Annotated in this window: 17 protein-coding genes and 1 tRNA gene; 9 read left to right on the plus strand and 9 right to left on the minus strand. The window is 60.6% G+C overall.

Translation table 11 applies throughout. The features are described from left to right. The first annotated feature begins 100 nt into the window (after positions 1 to 100). From CKV99_RS00965 to CKV99_RS00985, 6 genes are all read left to right on the plus strand, one after another. Positions 101 to 625: an alpha/beta fold hydrolase gene (locus CKV99_RS00965; protein ID WP_269457278.1), complete on the plus strand. Its 525-nt coding sequence runs from the start codon at positions 101 to 103 to the stop codon at positions 623 to 625. Beyond that, positions 622 to 750: a hypothetical protein gene (locus tag CKV99_RS14930; protein WP_256232281.1), complete on the plus strand. Its 129-nt coding sequence runs from the start codon at positions 622 to 624 to the stop codon at positions 748 to 750. The genes CKV99_RS00965 and CKV99_RS14930 overlap by 4 nt, the downstream gene beginning before the upstream one ends. 10 nt (positions 751 to 760) lie before the next feature. After that, the gene (gene nagB, locus CKV99_RS00970; RefSeq protein WP_092260836.1) at positions 761 to 1555 is read left to right on the plus strand and encodes a glucosamine-6-phosphate deaminase; all 795 of its coding nucleotides are present in this window, start codon (positions 761 to 763) and stop codon (positions 1553 to 1555) included. Positions 1556 to 1614: 59 nt separating this feature from the next. Further along, the gene (gene cysS, locus CKV99_RS00975; protein WP_092260791.1) at positions 1615 to 3015 is read left to right on the plus strand and encodes a cysteine--tRNA ligase; all 1401 of its coding nucleotides are present in this window, start codon (positions 1615 to 1617) and stop codon (positions 3013 to 3015) included. A gap of 12 nt (positions 3016 to 3027) precedes the next feature. After that, a complete protein-coding gene (gene rlmB, locus CKV99_RS00980) occupies positions 3028 to 3966 on the plus strand; it encodes a 23S rRNA (guanosine(2251)-2'-O)-methyltransferase RlmB (RefSeq protein ID WP_092260793.1) in 939 nt (312 codons plus the stop codon). Between the two features lie 194 nt (positions 3967 to 4160). Beyond that, entirely contained in the window at positions 4161 to 5315 is a 1155-nt protein-coding gene (locus CKV99_RS00985; protein ID WP_092260837.1) for an HNH endonuclease signature motif containing protein, read from the plus strand. Between the two features lie 242 nt (positions 5316 to 5557). Here the strand turns inward: CKV99_RS00985 and CKV99_RS00990 are convergent, their stop codons facing one another. From CKV99_RS00990 to CKV99_RS01000, 3 genes are all read right to left on the minus strand, one after another. Then, positions 5558 to 6466, minus strand: coding sequence for a metal ABC transporter permease (locus CKV99_RS00990; RefSeq protein WP_092260795.1), 909 nt, complete (start codon positions 6464 to 6466; stop codon positions 5558 to 5560). A gap of 2 nt (positions 6467 to 6468) precedes the next feature. Further along, on the minus strand, positions 6469 to 7170 hold the full coding sequence (locus tag CKV99_RS00995) for a metal ABC transporter ATP-binding protein (protein ID WP_092260797.1): 702 nt from the start codon (positions 7168 to 7170) through the stop codon (positions 6469 to 6471). A gap of 86 nt (positions 7171 to 7256) precedes the next feature. Further along, positions 7257 to 8348, minus strand: a complete 1092-nt coding sequence (locus tag CKV99_RS01000; protein ID WP_092260799.1) for a metal ABC transporter solute-binding protein, Zn/Mn family — start codon at positions 8346 to 8348, stop codon at positions 7257 to 7259. Positions 8349 to 8568: 220 nt separating this feature from the next. Between CKV99_RS01000 and CKV99_RS01005 the strand changes: the two genes are divergently transcribed. Beyond that, a complete protein-coding gene (locus CKV99_RS01005; protein WP_092260801.1) occupies positions 8569 to 9669 on the plus strand; it encodes a LacI family DNA-binding transcriptional regulator in 1101 nt (366 codons plus the stop codon). Here CKV99_RS01005 and otsB read toward each other — a convergent pair. From otsB to thrE, 5 genes are read right to left on the minus strand one after another with little or no spacing between them, the layout of a single operon-like run. Beyond that, the gene (gene otsB, locus CKV99_RS01010; protein ID WP_092260803.1) at positions 9626 to 10450 is read right to left on the minus strand and encodes a trehalose-phosphatase; all 825 of its coding nucleotides are present in this window, start codon (positions 10448 to 10450) and stop codon (positions 9626 to 9628) included. The two genes, CKV99_RS01005 and otsB, sit on opposite strands and share 44 nt — an antisense overlap. Further along, entirely contained in the window at positions 10447 to 10950 is a 504-nt protein-coding gene (locus tag CKV99_RS01015; RefSeq protein ID WP_092260805.1) for a hypothetical protein, read from the minus strand. Before CKV99_RS01015 ends, otsB begins: the two co-directional genes overlap by 4 nt. A 2-nt stretch (positions 10951 to 10952) precedes the next feature. Then, a complete protein-coding gene (locus CKV99_RS01020; RefSeq protein ID WP_092260807.1) occupies positions 10953 to 12263 on the minus strand; it encodes an alpha,alpha-trehalose-phosphate synthase (UDP-forming) in 1311 nt (436 codons plus the stop codon). A 24-nt stretch (positions 12264 to 12287) separates the two neighbouring features. Continuing rightward, positions 12288 to 12671, minus strand: a complete 384-nt coding sequence (locus CKV99_RS01025; protein ID WP_092260809.1) for a hypothetical protein — start codon at positions 12669 to 12671, stop codon at positions 12288 to 12290. A 43-nt stretch (positions 12672 to 12714) separates the two neighbouring features. Continuing rightward, entirely contained in the window at positions 12715 to 14292 is a 1578-nt protein-coding gene (thrE, locus tag CKV99_RS01030) for a threonine/serine exporter ThrE (protein WP_408607547.1), read from the minus strand. A gap of 136 nt (positions 14293 to 14428) precedes the next feature. On the opposite strand from thrE, the gene CKV99_RS01035 reads away from it, so the two are divergent. Continuing rightward, the gene (locus CKV99_RS01035) at positions 14429 to 15403 is read left to right on the plus strand and encodes a diaminopimelate dehydrogenase (RefSeq protein WP_169872667.1); all 975 of its coding nucleotides are present in this window, start codon (positions 14429 to 14431) and stop codon (positions 15401 to 15403) included. A gap of 13 nt (positions 15404 to 15416) precedes the next feature. Further along, positions 15417 to 15489: transfer RNA gene (locus CKV99_RS01040), tRNA-Thr, on the plus strand. Between the two features lie 22 nt (positions 15490 to 15511). Here the strand turns inward: CKV99_RS01040 and CKV99_RS01045 are convergent. Further along, positions 15512 to 16933 carry an MFS transporter gene (locus CKV99_RS01045; RefSeq protein WP_092260815.1) on the minus strand — a complete coding sequence of 474 codons (1422 nt, stop codon included), beginning with the start codon at positions 16931 to 16933 and terminating at the stop codon, positions 15512 to 15514. Positions 16934 to 17008: the final 75 nt, after the last annotated feature.

The raw sequence follows: 17008 nt of genomic DNA on the forward strand, positions 1-17008 counted from the left end.
GACGTTGTTGTCCGTCGCTGAGAGTTGCGCCTACCGGAAGCACCACCCCGATCTGTCATGGGTGAAGCCCCACGGTGGCGGTGAAAGAGGAGAGGCTGAAGTGAGCCACATCGTCGCGGGTTCCGGCCCCACCGTCGTGTTGTTGCACGGCATAGCCCCGCGTTTCACCGATCTTTCGGACCCGTTTGGCCAGCTTGTCGATGATTGCACCCAGGTGCTTAACGACGAAGGCCCCTGCTTTCTCATTGGTCACTCGATGGGAGGGGCTGTGGCCGCCGAAGCTGCACTGCGTCGGCCCGACCTGGTGCGCGCACTCGTGCTGGAAGACCCGGCCTGGGTCGACCGCACCGACGAACAAACCGCGCTCAACGGTGAAGCCCGCGTGCGCAATAAACAGGCAAGGATGGTCACCCCAGAGGGGTGGGACGAGCTATTGCTGAAAAACTGGGCTACGGGTGGGCGCCAGCCGAAGCATATGCGTGGGCGGCAGCACACTACCTCACCCAGGAAGAATTTTTGGCCACCGGCAGAGTCAGCCAATCGCGCCCATGGAAACAAGTCCACGATGAGCTTGCCAAAGCGCCGTTTCCCACGCTTGTGGCCACGGGCACACAGGCGGGGGTGATCGTCGATAAGCGTGCCCTTGACCTGCCCTACCACGAATTTCCCGGGGCAGGGCACTGCATCAGACGCGACCGCCCCGACGAATACGACACAGTTGTCAGGACGTTTTTCGCCGCCAAGTACTAAAATGTCGGCTATGGAAATTCTGATACGTCGCACCCCCGACGATGTCGCACAAACCGCCGCCGACATCATCGCAGCCAACCTGCGCCCCGGCGCAGTGCTGGGACTGGCCACCGGCTCCACACCACTAAAAACCTACCAAGAACTAATCCGCCGCAACCAAACCGGCGAGATCTCCTTCAAAGGCACCAAAGCCTTCTGCCTCGATGAATACATCGGAGTGCCACCCGAACACGAGCAAAGCTACCACTACGTGATCCGCAACGAATTTACCAACCACATCGACATCAACGACTCGGATGTGCACTCGCCCAACGGCATGAGCGAGAAACCATGGATCGCCGCGCAAGAATACGAAGACGCCATCGTCATGTCCGGCGGGATCAGCTGCCAGCTGCTGGGCATCGGCACCAACGGCCACATCGGATTCAATGAACCGGCGACCTCCCTGCGGTCACTAACTCGCGTCGAAGTCCTGCACGCCCAAACCGTGAAAGACAACGCGCGCTTTTTCGACACCATCGACGAAGTGCCAAAATACGCCATCACACAAGGCCTAGGCACCATCCTGCGCTCCAGCCACGCCCTCCTGATCGCCACCGGCCAAGGCAAAGCACGCGCCGTCGCCAGCCTCGTCGAAGGCCCTGTCTCCGCATCCTGCCCAGCCAGCGTGCTACAAATGCACAACAACGCCACCATCGTCGTCGACGAAGATGCCGCCATGATGCTCCAAGACAAGCAGTACTATCGACGCGTCGAAGAAATGCGACCCGCCTGGCGAGGAATTGACGGGAAACCCAAGCACTAAGAACCGGGCCTTAACCGGGTCTTATCTCGGTCTCATTCGCGTGGACTAAACTAGGCCGTGTGACTCAACGCATCTTCGACACCGCCACACGCACCCTGCGCGACTTCGAACCAGTCCGCGAAGGACACGTCTCGATCTACCTGTGCGGCGCCACCCCGCAAGCACAACCCCACATCGGGCACGTGCGCAGTGGCGTTGCTTTCGACATCGTCCGGCGGTGGTTCATCGCCCAAGGCTACGATGTGGCGTTTGTGCGCAACGTCACCGACATCGACGACAAAATACTGACCAAAGCCGCCGAAGCAGGCCGACCCTGGTGGGAATGGGTCAGCCACTATGAACGCGAATTCACCTGGGCCTACAACACCCTCGGTGTACTCCCACCATCCGTGGAACCACGCGCAACAGGGCACGTCACCCAAATGGTGGACTACATGCAGAGGCTGATCGACAACGGTTACGCCTACGCCGCCGAAGGCTGCGTCTACTTCGACGTCAACGCCTGGGTGGCCGCCGGCGGCGACTACGGTTCCCTGTCCGGTAACCGTGTCGAAGAACTCAGCGAACTCGGCGACAAAGCCCAAGGCGAAACCGACACCCGTGGCAAACGCCACCCCCTCGACTTCGCCCTGTGGAAAGCCGCCAAAGAAGGCGAACCGTTTTGGCCCACCCCCTGGGGCGACGGCCGGCCCGGCTGGCACCTCGAATGCTCCGCCATGTCCACCTGGTACCTAGGCAGCCAGTTCGACATCCACGGCGGCGGGCTCGACCTGCAATTCCCGCACCACGAAAACGAGCAAGCCCAGTCCCACGCCGTCGGCGACACGTTCGCCAACTATTGGATGCATAACCACTGGGTCACCATGGCAGGCGAAAAAATGTCGAAGTCCTTAGGCAACGTACTCTCGGTGCCGAACATGCTCGAGACCGTCCGGCCGGTTGAACTGCGCTATTACTTAGGCAGCGCCCACTACCGCAGTGTGCTGGAGTACTCGCCCGAAGCACTCCAGGAAGCGGCCGCAGGCTACCGCAGGATCGAGGCCTTTGTGGCCAAGTATCACGAGGTAGAACCGAGCACGTGGACTGACGCATTCGCCGACGCGCTTCACGACGACTTCGGTGTGCCCCGTGCTCTAGCCGAAATCCACAACGCGGTACGCGACGGAAATAAAGCCATTGCCGCCGGCGAAGAAAACACGGCCAAAACCCTTGTCGGCCAGGTGCGCGCCATGACCGGCGTGCTGGGGGTGGACCCGGGCACGTGGGGCAGTCAAGCGTCGACAAGCGATCAAGCCGACCATGCACTCGACGTTCTTGTGCGCGCCGAACTTGACCGGCGCGCCGAGGCACGCCACAACAAGGACTGGGCCACCGCCGATGCCGTCCGCGACCGGCTCGCCGCAGCAGGAATCAACATCACCGACACCGCCGACGGCCCAACCTGGGCACTCGCAGACTAGAGGACTTTCACCATGGCAAAACCCTATAGGCGCCCCGATGTGCGCCGCACCAACAAAAAAGGCGCCACCAAAGGCACCGGCGGAAAAAACCGTCGCTCCCTGGCCGGTAAAGGCCCCACCCCCAAAGCCGAAGACCGCGTCTACCACGCCAAACACAAGGCGAAGCAGCGCCGCGAACGCAGCGACTCCGGCCGCCACGAACGCGAAATGCCAGACCTCGTGGTAGGCCGTAACCCAGTGATCGAATGCCTGCACGCGCAGGTGCCTGCCGAAGCGCTCATTGTCGCCCACGGAACAGGTGCCGACGACCGGCTGGCAGAAGCCGTCCAGATCGCACACAGTCGCAACATCCCCACCCGCGAAATCCCCCGCCACGAGCTCGACCGCATGGTGGGCAACTCGATGCACCAAGGCATTGGGCTGCACATCGCGCCCTATAAATACGCCAGCGCCTTCGACCTGATGGTTGGCGTGCGCGACAGCGGCGAGAAGGGCATGTTCGTGCTGCTGGACAATATCACCGACCCGCGCAACCTCGGTGCGGTAATCCGGTCGACCGCAGCGTTCGGCGGCCACGGGGTGATCATCCCGGAGCGGCGCAGCGCCCAGGTCACCGGCGTGGCGTGGCGCACCTCCGCGGGAACGGCGGCGCGGCTACCCGTGGCACGCGAGACGAATATGACGCGGACGGTGCAACAGTTTCAGAAAAACGGCTACCAGGTTGTTGGTTTGGATGCCGGCGGGGAACACACGCTGGACACGTACGATGGGGCGCGCGACAACGTGCTCATCGTTGTCGGTTCCGAAGGCAAAGGTATTTCACGGCTGGTGCGCGAAAACTGCGATGTGATCATGTCGATCCCGACTGTTGGGTGGGTTGAGTCACTGAACGCGTCGGTGGCCGCCGGTGTGGTATTGAGCGAGTTCGCTCGCCAGCGCCGCGTGGGCTAAGCGGGCCAGGACGCGTGCCGACGCGTGCCGACGCGTGCCGACGAGCGCGGGCGAATCCCACAGATTAACCCACGCGCGGCACACCTGCATGGTTGTCGCGGAAATGTGACCGATTTCTGTGGATAACTCCGCGCTATCCACAGTTTTCTTCTGCCCTAAAGCAGGCACCAGGAAAGTGGTTTAGCGTGAAGGCCATGAACGAAAAATTAGCCCTGAAAGCTTTTGCCACAGGCTGGAAAGCACCGTTGGAGGTGCTGCGGGACGCCACCGGGATGAACGTCATCGACCTGTGCCGCGAAGGCCTCGACGCCACCATAGCCAAACTCGTAGTCAAGCTTTCCGACGTATACTGCACCCCCACCAACGCCTCCCGCCAGCAGCGGGAAGTATGTGGGATGCTCGCCGCGATGGAACACACCTTTAACACGATGGCAGAGATCGAAAGCTTCGTCGGCAAGCTCGCGGATAAGAAAAAGAAGTGGGAATTTCGGTTGGAGTTGGCGTCGGAAGCCCCAGTATTACGCACCCTCCGGAAGCGGGCGAGACAACTGTTGGAGGAGTATAACGACACAGCAGAACAGAACCCCGAAATGAAGCTGCGCTCCAAGGCGGTGCCGGGCTCGTCGTTAAGCGACATGAGCGTGCGCGGCCCGGCGCATCTGGTGAAGTCGGCGCTGGACCGGGCCACCGCCTTTGCCCGCGAACACGGCATCGAACCTGCCGAAGCGCTGCTGCGGCTGGCGACCTCCGGCGACGGCACCGGTCCCGAAATCGCCCCGGCGGTCATCGTACCGCTCAACGGAGAAGTCTTAAGCTGGGAGCCCGAGGGTGCTGATGAAAAGCGCCTATCGCTGACCAACGGCACGACCATGACCGGGGCGGACTTCGTCCGTGCCAAGCTAGCCGAGCAAGGTTTTGCATTGCTTGTCGACGAGATCAGTGGCGAGGATCTAGAACTGTACCGGCTGCGCGACCCCAACACCGACGACGGTGACCCACGCCGGTTCGCCACGTTAAAAGAGCGGCTGCGCCAACGGCTGAAAACCCCGGTCTGTGCGTGGCCGGGCTGCGGCAAAGCAGCCGACGAGTGCCAGATTCACCATATCGTCGCCTACAAGCACGGCGGGACTTCGGAGATGGACAACTACACTGCACTGTGCGATTTTGACAATGGGCGTAACGACGACGACCGCGATCAACCCCGCTACGGGCACATGGAAAAACGCTTCGGGCTGGACTGGTGGGTCCCTGCTTTCGGTGGTGAGCCGGAGGTGAACATGCACCCGGTGGCCCGCGGCGGCGCGATCAGAGCCGTGCGAGAAGCTGCGGGACTACCCATATACCAGTAAGGCGCGCGGTCCAAGCCGCTGATTCCAGGGTGGAACGCTGCGCCCCACACTGTAACCGTACCCACCGCCAGTGCGTCACCGGGGTTGGGCGACGGTGCTATGGGCATGCCATTTTTCGGCTAAAGCGGGTGACCAGGCGCCGCCGCAATAGTGGGCTGGCAGCAACTCGTGACTACATCATGGTCGCGAAGAAATGCGTGCGGGTAAATGTGTGCGGGTGCACGATCTGACGTGCACCAGGGTTAGTGCTCGTGGTGGTAAAGGTCGGGTACGGCACCAGAGGAAGCCTGCTCGGAAGCGCGGGCAGCAGCGACCTCGTCGCGGGAAGCGCCACGTTTACGCCACGCGCCAATCAGGCGACACACAAGATAAATCAGGAAAGAAAGCCCGGCGACAAACACACTGACAGGCACACCCGGGGCCAAGGAAAGAATAAACCCACCCACGGCGGAAAGCTCAGCGAACAGGACCGACCACAACACCGCCCGGATCGGGCTCGACGTAATCTGAACTGCGGCCGCCCCAGGGGTGATCAGCAACGCCATCACCAAAAGCGCACCAACGATCTGCACTGACTGGGCCGAAGCCAGACCCAGCAGCACGGCGAAACCAATCGCAACAGCACGCACGGGCACACCCGCAGCACGCGCCATAACGGGATCCGCCGAAGCAAAAAGAATCGGCCGCCAGAAAAGCACGACAGCGCCGACAACCACAAAAGTGGTGGCAACCAGCAGCCACAATGAGGCCGTCGACACGCCCACAATCTGGCCCATCAACAACGTCATCGCCGTAGTAGGGTTGCCGGGGTACAAGTGCAGAAACAACACCGACACCCCCATCCCAGCACTCATCACCACACCGACAGCCGAATCCTGCTGCCCCTTCATCCCCAAAACCGCCAACACGATCGCAGCAACGATCGAACCTGCAACGGCGCCGAACCCAATATTCAGGCCGAACAGCAAGGCGGCCGCCGCACCCATCAAAGCTAGCTCACTGGTCGCATGCACCGAAAAAGACATGTGGCGCAGCACAATCAAACTGGTCATCACACCCGATAACAAGCCAAGAAAAGCGCTCGCAACAAGCGCCACCTGCACAAAATCGACGCTGAGTAAGTATTGGGTATCATCCCACAACTGGACCACGGCTAGAACACCACCAAACGACCGTCGACCTCAACAACATCAACGCGCGCATTGTACAGCGCGCTCAACACATCCGAACGCATCACATCACGCACCGACCCAATCGTGTGCCCGTGCGGTGCGATATACAACACCCGATCCGTCACCCGCAGGATCGGATTAATCCCGTGAGTAACAAATAACACCGCAGTGTCTTTCTCCTTGCGTCGCCGATCAAGCTTTTCAACGACCTCCTGCTGCCGCGCATAATCCAAGCTGAGCAGGGGTTCGTCGGCAAGCACAAGCTGCGGATCATTCGCCATCGCCTGCGCCTGGCGCACCAACTGCTGCTGCCCACCCGACAAGGTTCCCACGGACCGGTCCGCGATCCCCGTGGCACCAACTTGGTCCAACAGCTCGTCGACACGCACGCGCGACGGTGCACGCTTACGAAACACACCGTGGGCCAACGACAACGACACCAAATCGCGCACCCGCAGCGGCAGATTATCCGGAAACATGCGCTGCTGCGGAATATACCCGTACCGGCAGTTCACATCGACACGGCCGCCGGTGAGCTTACGGGTGCCCATGATGGTACCCAACAGCGTAGACTTCCCCACACCGTTCGGGCCCAAGACGGCGATGAACTCGCCGGGCTCGATAGTGAAGTCGAGGCCTGACCACAGAGGATCAACCGCGGCCTGGTCAAACTGCACCAGCATGACTCTGCCTTCCTTCATAAATAGCTGAAAGCCCCCAGGAAACCCTGGAGGCAGGTCAGCAGGTAACGATGAGCTTCAGAAACGTGCTAGGCCTTGGCGGCTTCTGCCAGGGCGTTCACGCGATCCTCAAAGTAGTCGAGGAAGTTCACGCCTTCCTCAGGGGTCTCGGCGATCTCAACGATGGGGATGTCCTTTTCCTCGGCCGCGTCATGGATACGCTGTGAAGTATCGGTCGCTGTCTGAGGGTTGAAAATGAGGAGATCGACAGGTTCATTTTCGAGGGTGTCAAGGAACGCGGCGAGATCTGCAGCCGCTGGCTCTGAGTGGCTCAGGATAGCCTTGCGGTAGGACTCGGGGGTGATATCAGTCAGTTCGGAATCGTGGATGATGTAGTCACCGACGGACTCCGACTGGGTCACGTTCGCAGCAGGCAGATCCGCGATCAGTTCGTCCATCTCGCCCATGCGGTCGATGACTGGCTGTGCGTCTGCTTCGATCTCGGGGTCGATAGCCTTCGCAGCTGCCTCGATTTCTTCGGCGACGTACTCGACGGCGTCGGTGTCGTACCAGATGTGCTCATTGCCGTCGATCATCTTGATCGGGCCTTCGTGATCGCCGTGATCGTGCGCATGGTCGTGGTCGTGATCGCCGTGGTCGTGCGCATGGTCGTGATCGCCGTGATCGTGCGCATGGTCGTGGTCGCCGTGATCGTGCGCATGGTCGTGGTCGCCGTGATCGTGCGCATGGTCATGGTCGTGATCGCCGTGATCGTGGTCGTGGGAGTGCGCGATCAGCGGTAGGGCGTGGACGATTTTCTCTTCGTCGACGACTTCGTAGAGCCAGGCGTCGTAGCCTCCGCCACCGACGACGACGATGTCGGCTTCGGCTGCTTTGGCAAGGTCTGCGGCGGCGGGTTCAAAGTGGTGCGGGTCGACGGAGTTGCCGCTGATAATGGCGGTGATTTCGGCGTCTTGGTCGGTGACGACGGCTGAGGCGACGTCACCCCAAATGCTGGTTGAAGCCACGATGGAGAGGCCGTCTTCGGAGCCGTCCTCGGTGCCGTTTTCGGAGGAGGCTGCGGTGGTGTCGGTTCCAGTGGTTTCTTCAGTGGTGCAGCCGGCCGCGAAGGCCAGCGTGCTGGCGGCGAAGGCTGCAAAAACGGTGCGCATCATTTTCATAGGCCCAATTATCCACTGTTGAAAAACAATGTCAAGATGAAAATGTAATGAAAAAGCGGGCAAGAGGGGACGGGGTGAGTCGTGTAGTTGCACTTTGCTTCGGCAGGCCGTTGGGGCCTTAACTGGCGTCCTGCGCGTGGGTGAGAGCGCGTGGGTGAGAGCGCGTGGGTGAGAGCGCGTGGGTGAGAGGGGTTGACAATGTGGGTGCTAGATTGAAGCTATGGCACCGCGCCCTGTGAAGCGAGGCACTCTCGCGTCGATTGCAGCCGACCTCGGCGTTTCGCGCACCACTGTGTCTAATGCGTATAACCATCCGGACCAGTTGTCGCCGGAGTTGCGCGAGCGCATTTTGGCGGCTGCGAAGGCGCGCGGATATTCGGGGCCGGATCCGATGGCGCGTTCGTTGCGTACGCGCCGGGTGGGTTCGTTTGGGGTGTTGTTGACGGAGCAGTTGTCGTTTGCGTTTGAGGATCTTGCCTCGATTGATTTCCTTGCGGGTTTGGCTGCCTCGGCGTATGGCTTGCATAATACGATGACGCTGGTGCCCGTCGGTCCGCTTGCCGACGATTCCACCCAGCTTATTACTAACGCCGTGGTGGATGGGTTTGTGGTGTATTCGGTTGCAGCGCATGATCCCCATTTGGAGGCTGCCCGCAACCGTGGTTTACCGATCGTCGTCGTCGACCAGCCCTATGATGTCGATGATTTGCCGTTTGTGGGTATTGATGATCATGCGGCGATCCAGCCGGCTGCCCAGTCGTTGCTGGATGCTGGCCACCGGAGGATTGGCATTCTGGCCAAGCGTATGCACCGGGCTGAGTTTAACGGCCATCTCGACTGTGATCAGTTGGGCCAGGCTGATCTGCATGTGCAGCGCGAGCGGGTGCGCGGCGCTTTGGATGCGTTTGCTGCCGCCGGTGTGTGTGATGTGCCGGTGGTGGTGCGCCACTTCAACGATCATGATGCGGCGGTTGATGCGGCCCGTGAGCTGCTTGATACCCACCCGGATTTGACGGCTGTGCTGTGCACGACAGATTCGATGGCGTTTGGTGTGCTGGATTTTTGCGCGGCGCGCGGGATGAGTGTGCCAGGTGATGTGAGTGTGACTGGTTTCGACGGCGTCGACTTGGCCCATGTGCGCGGGCTGACCACCGTGAACCAGCCGAACCGGAAGAAGGGGTCGACGGTGGGCAAAATTTTAAAATCGCTTGTCGACGACTACGTGGCCGACCGCACCACTTCTGGTCCAGCGCCACACGTGGTGATCCCCACTACGTTTAGTCCTGGACGAACCGTTGACGCTCCTCGGCCAGACTGTTAAAGACGTCGGCAACTGCGTCAACAGAATCGACGCTGAATTCTGCGCTAGTCGACGCCGGAATTGCCTGAGCTGCCGCACCATTGCGCGGTGCGTCGCCTCCTGGTGCTGGCTGGCGGAGAACTTTCACCCCAACGTCGTTCGGCCCAAGCACCGGGAAAACTGATTCGTCGGTCACATCGTCGCCGATAAACATAGTGGCGGCAAATTCCTGGGCGCGTAACGCCACCCAGTCCCCCTTGCTTCGTGCGACTGCGGAAAATTCGACGATATTACTGCCCGGGGTGACGGGCCGCCCGCCGGTCTTCAGGGCGAGCGCCTGGGACAGTAATTCGTCGGCACGCGCGGGGTCATGTTCGGCAACAGCTGCGACATGTAACACCCGCTGATACGGTTTGACCTCGACTGAGGCTAGTTCTTCGGTCGCCGCGATGGCGTCGAGCTGGGCTTCAATGTGGGCGAGATAGGCCAGGGATTCGTCGTCAAGCACAAGCGCCCCGTCGGACGGTTCCGCCCCATGCGAGCCGACCAGCACCACCGGTGTGCGCAACGGGCACACCGCACGCAACCCCGCTAGGTGCCGGCCGGATAGGACCACCACCTCGGTCTGAGGCATCGCCGACAGACGGTTTAGTGCCGCAAGCGACTCAGGGTGGGCTACCACTGCCGCCGGGTCCGGGTTTAGCTGTGCCAGGGTGCCGTCGAAATCAGATACGACAAGTAGGGATGCAGCGCGGGCCAGCCGGGCGAGGGCTGAGTCAAGGGCAGACTGGGTGCTACTCATTGCGCCATCAACCGGATCGCTGGCTGGTTAATCTCACCAGTCAGCTTCGTGAGGATCAACTCGGTGTCACTGAGACGGTCGATACGCAAATCAGTCTCAGCAGTGAGCACTACTTCCAAGGCGTTGTGCACGAAGCGCCGCCCACCATCGCAATCGCCGGGATCGCGGAACTCAACATTGGTCACCCGCACCAGGTCAGCGTCGTCACGCGCGACCTCCTTACCGGAAGCGGAATCGCTGAACACAACCGCCGCCTGCAGGGGAGCGCAACCGGTCGAGCCCGTCATCGTGGACTCGCCGATGACCAGGCGTGCCGCACCGGCCGCGCTCGCCGGCAGCTCATCGGGCGAGTTCGGCTCCACGTACACGCTGACCACCTGGAATGTTTCGCCGGCTAGGTGGTCAGCGGCCCCGCAGCCAGTCAACCCCACAGTGAGCATTCCGACGAGCGCGGCACCAAACCCACCGCGCAGCACAGCCATACCGTGTCCGCCAGCCATGTCTAGCCCTCCTTGCTTAACCGGCGCAGGAACGCATCGGCCCACACCGCCACCGTATTCTCGTTGACCTGCCGGTTCATCGCCAGCATTGCGCTTTGTGCCGCCTGTGAACCACGGCCGGCAATCGCCTCGACAATGGCACGCTTAATCGACTCCCCATCGAACGGGTTACACAGATACGCCGCCGATAGTTCACTGGCAGCACCTGCAAACTCGGACAACACCAGCGCCCCATCACCATGTGGGTGGCAGGCCACATATTCCTTGGCTACCAGGTTCATACCGTCTTTGAACGGGGTCACCAGCATCACATCGGCTGCGGCATAATAGTCGCGCAGCTGAGACTTTGACACCTGGCGGTGGTAGTAATGCACCACCGGCCGGCCAATGTCCCCAAATCGCCCGTTGATCCGGCCGACCGCCTGCTCCACGGCCGCACGTGTTTGCCGGTAATGGTCGATGCGTTCTCGCGATGGGGTGGCAATCTGCACAAAGCTCACATCATCGATCAGCTCCTGCTCCAAGAGTTCCTCCACAGCAACCAGCCGCTTCAAGATCCCCTTGGTGTAGTCCAGGCGGTCCACGCCCAGAATCATGGTGTCCGGTTCGCCCAGCGACTGGCGGATCGTCGTCACGCGCGACGCGTCTACCGGGCCGAAGCCGGACGGGTCGATCGAGATCGGGAAAGTGCCAGTGCTTATCGACGCATCCCCCAACGCCTGAAAATTCTGCTCATCCCGGTCGCGTTGGAAACCAACCAAATTAGCACCGCGGAGCCCCGCCAGCAGCTCGTCACGCCACGGCAACTGGCGGAACAAATCCGGCGCCGGAAACGGAATGTGCATAAAAAACCCGATGGTCACATCGGGCCGTAACTGGTGGAGCAAGCCGGGCACTAACATGAGCTGGTAATCCTGCACCCACACCGTTGCACCGCGTGCAGCCACGGCCGCCACCTCAGCCGCGAATTTCTCATTGACCTGCTGGTAGCGCTGCCACCACGACTGTTCAAATACCGGGTGAACAATCAGGTCGTGAAATAGGGGCCACAGGGTTGCGTTGGAGAAACCTTCGTAGAATTCGGCGTAGTCGCTCGTCGTTAAGTGCACCGGGTGCAGCCGGACACCAGCGTGTTCGAATGGCTCCATCACTGCGTCAGGAATACCCGGCCAACCCACCCAACACCCCTGGTGGGACTGCAAGACAGGCTCAAGCGCAGCAACGAGCCCGCCCGGCGACGGCACCCAACGCCCGCCGACCAGATCCACAGGAAGCCTGTTGGCCACCACCACGAAGGCGTTGTCGCCGTACATGTTCAACTTACAGGTCAGCCCGAATTAATCGGCAGCACCCGAGGACTTCTTCGCAGCCTTTTTCGTGGCCTTCTTCTTGGTCGCCTTCTTGGTGGTCTTCTTCGTGGCTTTCTTCTTGGTCGCCTTCTTGGTGGTCTTCTTCGTGGCTTTCTTTTTGGTTGCCTTCTTGGTGGTCTTCTTCGCGCCAGCGGACGCGGCGGTTTCTTCCGGTGCGAGTTCTTCCTCGAACTTCTTATACACCAGACCTTGCGGCTCCACGCCGAGCATGCTCATCAACATGACACCGTCGAGAAGATCCTCGGCGTAGGTCGCCACGATGCGCCGAGCCCCGAGCGCAGTTTCCTGCTCAAGCTCGTGGATCTCCTCGGGAGACGGGCGGGAATCGGTGATCTTTGGCGGCACGAACATCCTCCTGGGTAACGAAAGAAAAGCTAGATGGACCTATTCTACGCTACTTAGTTGAGCCAGACTCGTGTTGGTCAGGATTTATGGAAGGGTGTGCGGGAGGTTGCGGTGCGGTGTTCGCCTGCGCGTGACGACGAGGCACCCGCACCGCCGGACGCACAATCTTCTGCGAGCGGGCGATTCGCTCAGCGCGGCGTATCTGCTGGAACGTGATGCGGCCTGCAGCGCGAAACGCGCGGTAGGGGTGGAGCACTTGCGGGCGTCGGATCCGCCGAGCAAACCACTCACCCAACGTCACCCCTGCCGCCAACGCAAGCGCCGTGCCGATCGCGGTGCCCAGGTTAGCCAGGCCGATCAGCAGCTGGTCGTTGAGAATGCCGTACATCGCCCGGTAGGTGGTCAACCCGGGCAGAAACGGAGTCACACCGGCAATCTGGGTGATCAGTGGTGGCACCCCGAATCGGCGGGCCAGCAAACCACCGGCCAGGCCCACCATCACGGCACAGATCGCCGCGGCCAACACCGGACTGGTTTCGGCGGGCAGCAAAACGAGATAGTAGGCGACAGACCCGAACGAGGAGGCCAACCCAGACACCCAGATCGCCGACCAATCGCCGTAGGACGCCACAGCAAACGCAGCAGCCGTGACAGTACCGGCAACAATGATCGCGCCAGCCGAGCCAAAGGTTGCGGTGGCCCCCATCGATTCCATGGGTGGGAGACCGCGCCCAAAAATCTCACTGAACTGAATGCCCGCAGCCACACCGGCCACAATGCCCCCGGTGTTCAACATGGTTTGAAAAAACCGGGCGCTGGCTGTCACCGGCGCCCCAGTCATCCCGTCTTGCAGCGACTGCACCAATGACAGGCCTGCGAGAAGAACCACGATGCCGGACGCGATGACCAGGCTCGGGCGAAACGCTATTCCTGCATAAGCCGTGATTTCATACGCGATGGCGGCCGGGATTGTTGCAAGCAGGCCGCCGGCAACGCACTGGAAGAAATATGGCAGCGAGTGCTTGCCCAGCCACGTGTTGATGACCATGATGACTCCACCGGTGATTCCGCCGAGCGTTGCCATCCCAAAGCCGCCGCCAAACAGGATGGCCACCGCGCCGCCGAACACGATCCAACCCGCCAGAGTCATCACCGGCCCATACGGTGGTGGGGAGAGGTAGATCTCGTCCAAGATTTTCTCCGCCATTTCCGGGCGGGTACCGCCGGCGCGGATGGAGCGGATTAGTTTGTCTACCTTGGCCAGTTTCGAAAAATTGGGGTCCATGCCGTCAACCACACGCATCACACTCAGCGGGGTTTTCTCCGTGGTACCGATCGTCGTGTGCAACCTGATCGAGCTAAACGTGATGTCGATATGCAAGTAGTGCAAGCCGTACGACGATGCCACTGTGTGCATCTGGGCACGCGTATCCGCATTAGACGTTCCCGACGACAACAACAAGTCCCCGATCCGTGTCGCGATATTCATCACGGCAGTCACCTGGGCAGGGTCGGTCAGGTCAACCGGTGCAAGTGGGGACGGCGGTGGTGAGGTGATCGCCTGGTCGATGGTGGCTACTTGGTCGCCACGAATCTTGTCCCACAGTTTTGTGAAAGCATTGGGCACACACAGCACCCTAGCGCACCAGTTTCCGCCCATCGCATTGTGGGCTTTACGACGAGCACCGCCCTAGGGGTACGCTTACAGTCGCAGTAAAAATTGTTCACGACTAGAAGAAGACTCAGACAAAAGGAGCACACGGATTATGACCTTGCGCGTTGGCATTGTTGGTTACGGAAATCTGGGCAAGAGTGTGGAAAAGCTCATCGCCTTGCAGCCCGATATGGAGGTTGCGGCGGTGTTTTCTCGTCGTGAAGCACTTGACACACAGGCGCGTGTGCTGCCGGTCGCGGACTTCGCCGACTATCAAGACGAGATCGACGTGGCCATCTTGTGTTTGGGTTCGGCGACTGATATTCCGGAGCAGGCCCCAGAGTTCGCGAAGTATGTCAACACCGTGGACACTTATGACAACCATCGCGATGTGCCACGCCACCGCCAGGCGATGCATGAGGTTGCTGAGGCCCACAACACTGTTGCTATCGTGTCTACCGGCTGGGATCCGGGCATGTTTTCATTGAACCGCACGATGGCGGAGGCGTTGTTGTCGAACGCGAAGCAGAACACGTTTTGGGGTCCGGGCCTGTCGCAGGGCCATTCGGATGCGGTGCGTCGCGTCGCGGGAGTGAAGAAGGGTGTGCAGTACACTATCCCAGCAGAGGATGCGCTGGAGCGTGCCCGCGCCGGGGAGACGGAGGGCTTGGATGGCAAGAGTGCGCATAAGCGCGTGTGTTACATAGTGCCGGAGGAGCTTAACGACGACGAGCTGAAGCAGCGCATCGAGGATGACATTCGCACCATGCCGGACTATTTCGTGGGATATGAGGTGGAGGTGCATTTCGTCGATGATGCGACCTTTGATGCTGAGCACACCGGGATGCCTCATGGTGGGCATGTGATCACCACTGGTGATACGGGTGGTCAGCAGCACCTCATTGAGTACACGTTGAAGCTTGACCGTAACCCTGATTTCACGGGTGCGGTGGCGATTGCGTATGCACGGGCCGCGGCGCGCATTGCGCAAAACGAGGCTTATGGTGCGTATTCGGTGTTGGAGGTACCCCCGTATTTGATTTCGGCTACCCCGCTTGATGAACTTATCGCACGCGACGTGTAGTATTTCTTCGAGTGCTGGAGTGGCGCAATCGGTAGCGCAACGCACTTGTAATGCGTAGGTTGCGAGTTCAAGTCTCGTCTCCAGCTCTGAAAGGCCAGGCCAGAGGGTTTATTTCCTTTGGCCTGGCTTACTTTTTGGGCCCGGATTGCGGTGCGGGTCGCGGACTCGGATGATCAAGATCACGCCGATCAGCAACACCATGACAATCCCAATGATGCCGGCGCGGTCATCGCTGCCCGAAATGCCTACGAAGGTGGCAAAGAGCAGTGGGGTGAGCCAGCTGACGGCACGGCCTGCGGTGGTGTACAGGCCGAACATTTGGCCTTCGTGTCCCGGTGGGGTAACCCGTGCGACAAACGAGCGTGACGACGACTGTGCCGGGCCGACGAACAAACACAGGATTAGGCCGAGCACCCAAAACGCGAGGGCCCCGGAAGCGAAGAGCAGTGTAAACCCGGCCAGGATCATGATCACCAGCGAGGTGAGGATGACGGCTTTGGGGCCCACCTTGTCGTCGAGGAAGCCACCTACTGTGGCTCCGAGCGCGGCGACTACGTTGGCAGCCACCCCGAATAGCAAGACCTCGGAGGTGGACAGGCCGTAGACTGTGACAGCAAGGATGGCGCCGAAAGCGAATACTCCCGACAGCCCGTCGCGGAAAATGGCGGACGCGGCCAGGAAGAAGACACCATTTTTGTTCGTGCGCCAGAGTGTTTTCAGGTCGCGGAAAAGACGCCGATAAGAAGCTAAAAACGAGTCGTTAAATGTGTCGTTTTGGGTGGGGACTTCAGGCACGCGGATGAAGAGGGGCAGCGCGCACACTAAGAACCAGGCAGCGGCGAAGATGGCGACGGTGCGAGTGTTGAGTCCTTCGTCGGTAGTAATTCTTAGGATGCCGCGAGTGTCGCCGCTTCCGGATTGGAAGAGAATATAGGACAGCAACAACACTGCGATGCCGCCCACATAGCCGGCCGCCCACCCGATGCCTGATACTCGGCCCACAGTGTGCTCCGTGGAGACCTGATTGAGCATGGCGAAATACGACACTTCTGCAAATTGGATGGTCACTGAGCTACATGCGATCAGGACTAGCCCGAGCCAGAAGTATTCCGGCGCCGTGTTTTTCACAAAGTAGAGCCCGGCCATCGCCGCGATTGTCCATAGCGTCCACACAATGACGGCTTGTTTGCGGGTGCCTTTTTGGTCGGCACGCTGCCCCATTACCGGCGTGACTAGTGCGATCACAATACCGGCAGCAGCCATGGATAGTGAGTACCACTGCGATGGTTTCAGGGCGCTATCAACGGTGGTGCCCACATCGTCTACCAGGTCCACCGAGAAAATGAAGGTGACTAAGACCGCGTGGAAAGCGGCACTTCCGGCATCCCACGATGCCCACGCTGCGACAGAGAGTCGGTCTGTGCGCTGGCCTGGGATTGCAGGCGACGCGCTTGGTTGCGCGCCGGACGCGGAGTTGGCGGACGCGGAGTTGGTGTCGCTGGGAGTTGGAGAGCTGGCAGGCTGACTCATACCCCTGACTGTAGGTGCCGCCTCTGGGAATTTCTCGGCGAGGAGTAATTTTTCCGCTTGGTGGGCTCTATCTAG

The organism is Corynebacterium cystitidis (assembly GCF_900187295.1).
GTDB classification, from domain to species: Bacteria; Actinomycetota; Actinomycetes; order Mycobacteriales; family Mycobacteriaceae; genus Corynebacterium; species Corynebacterium cystitidis.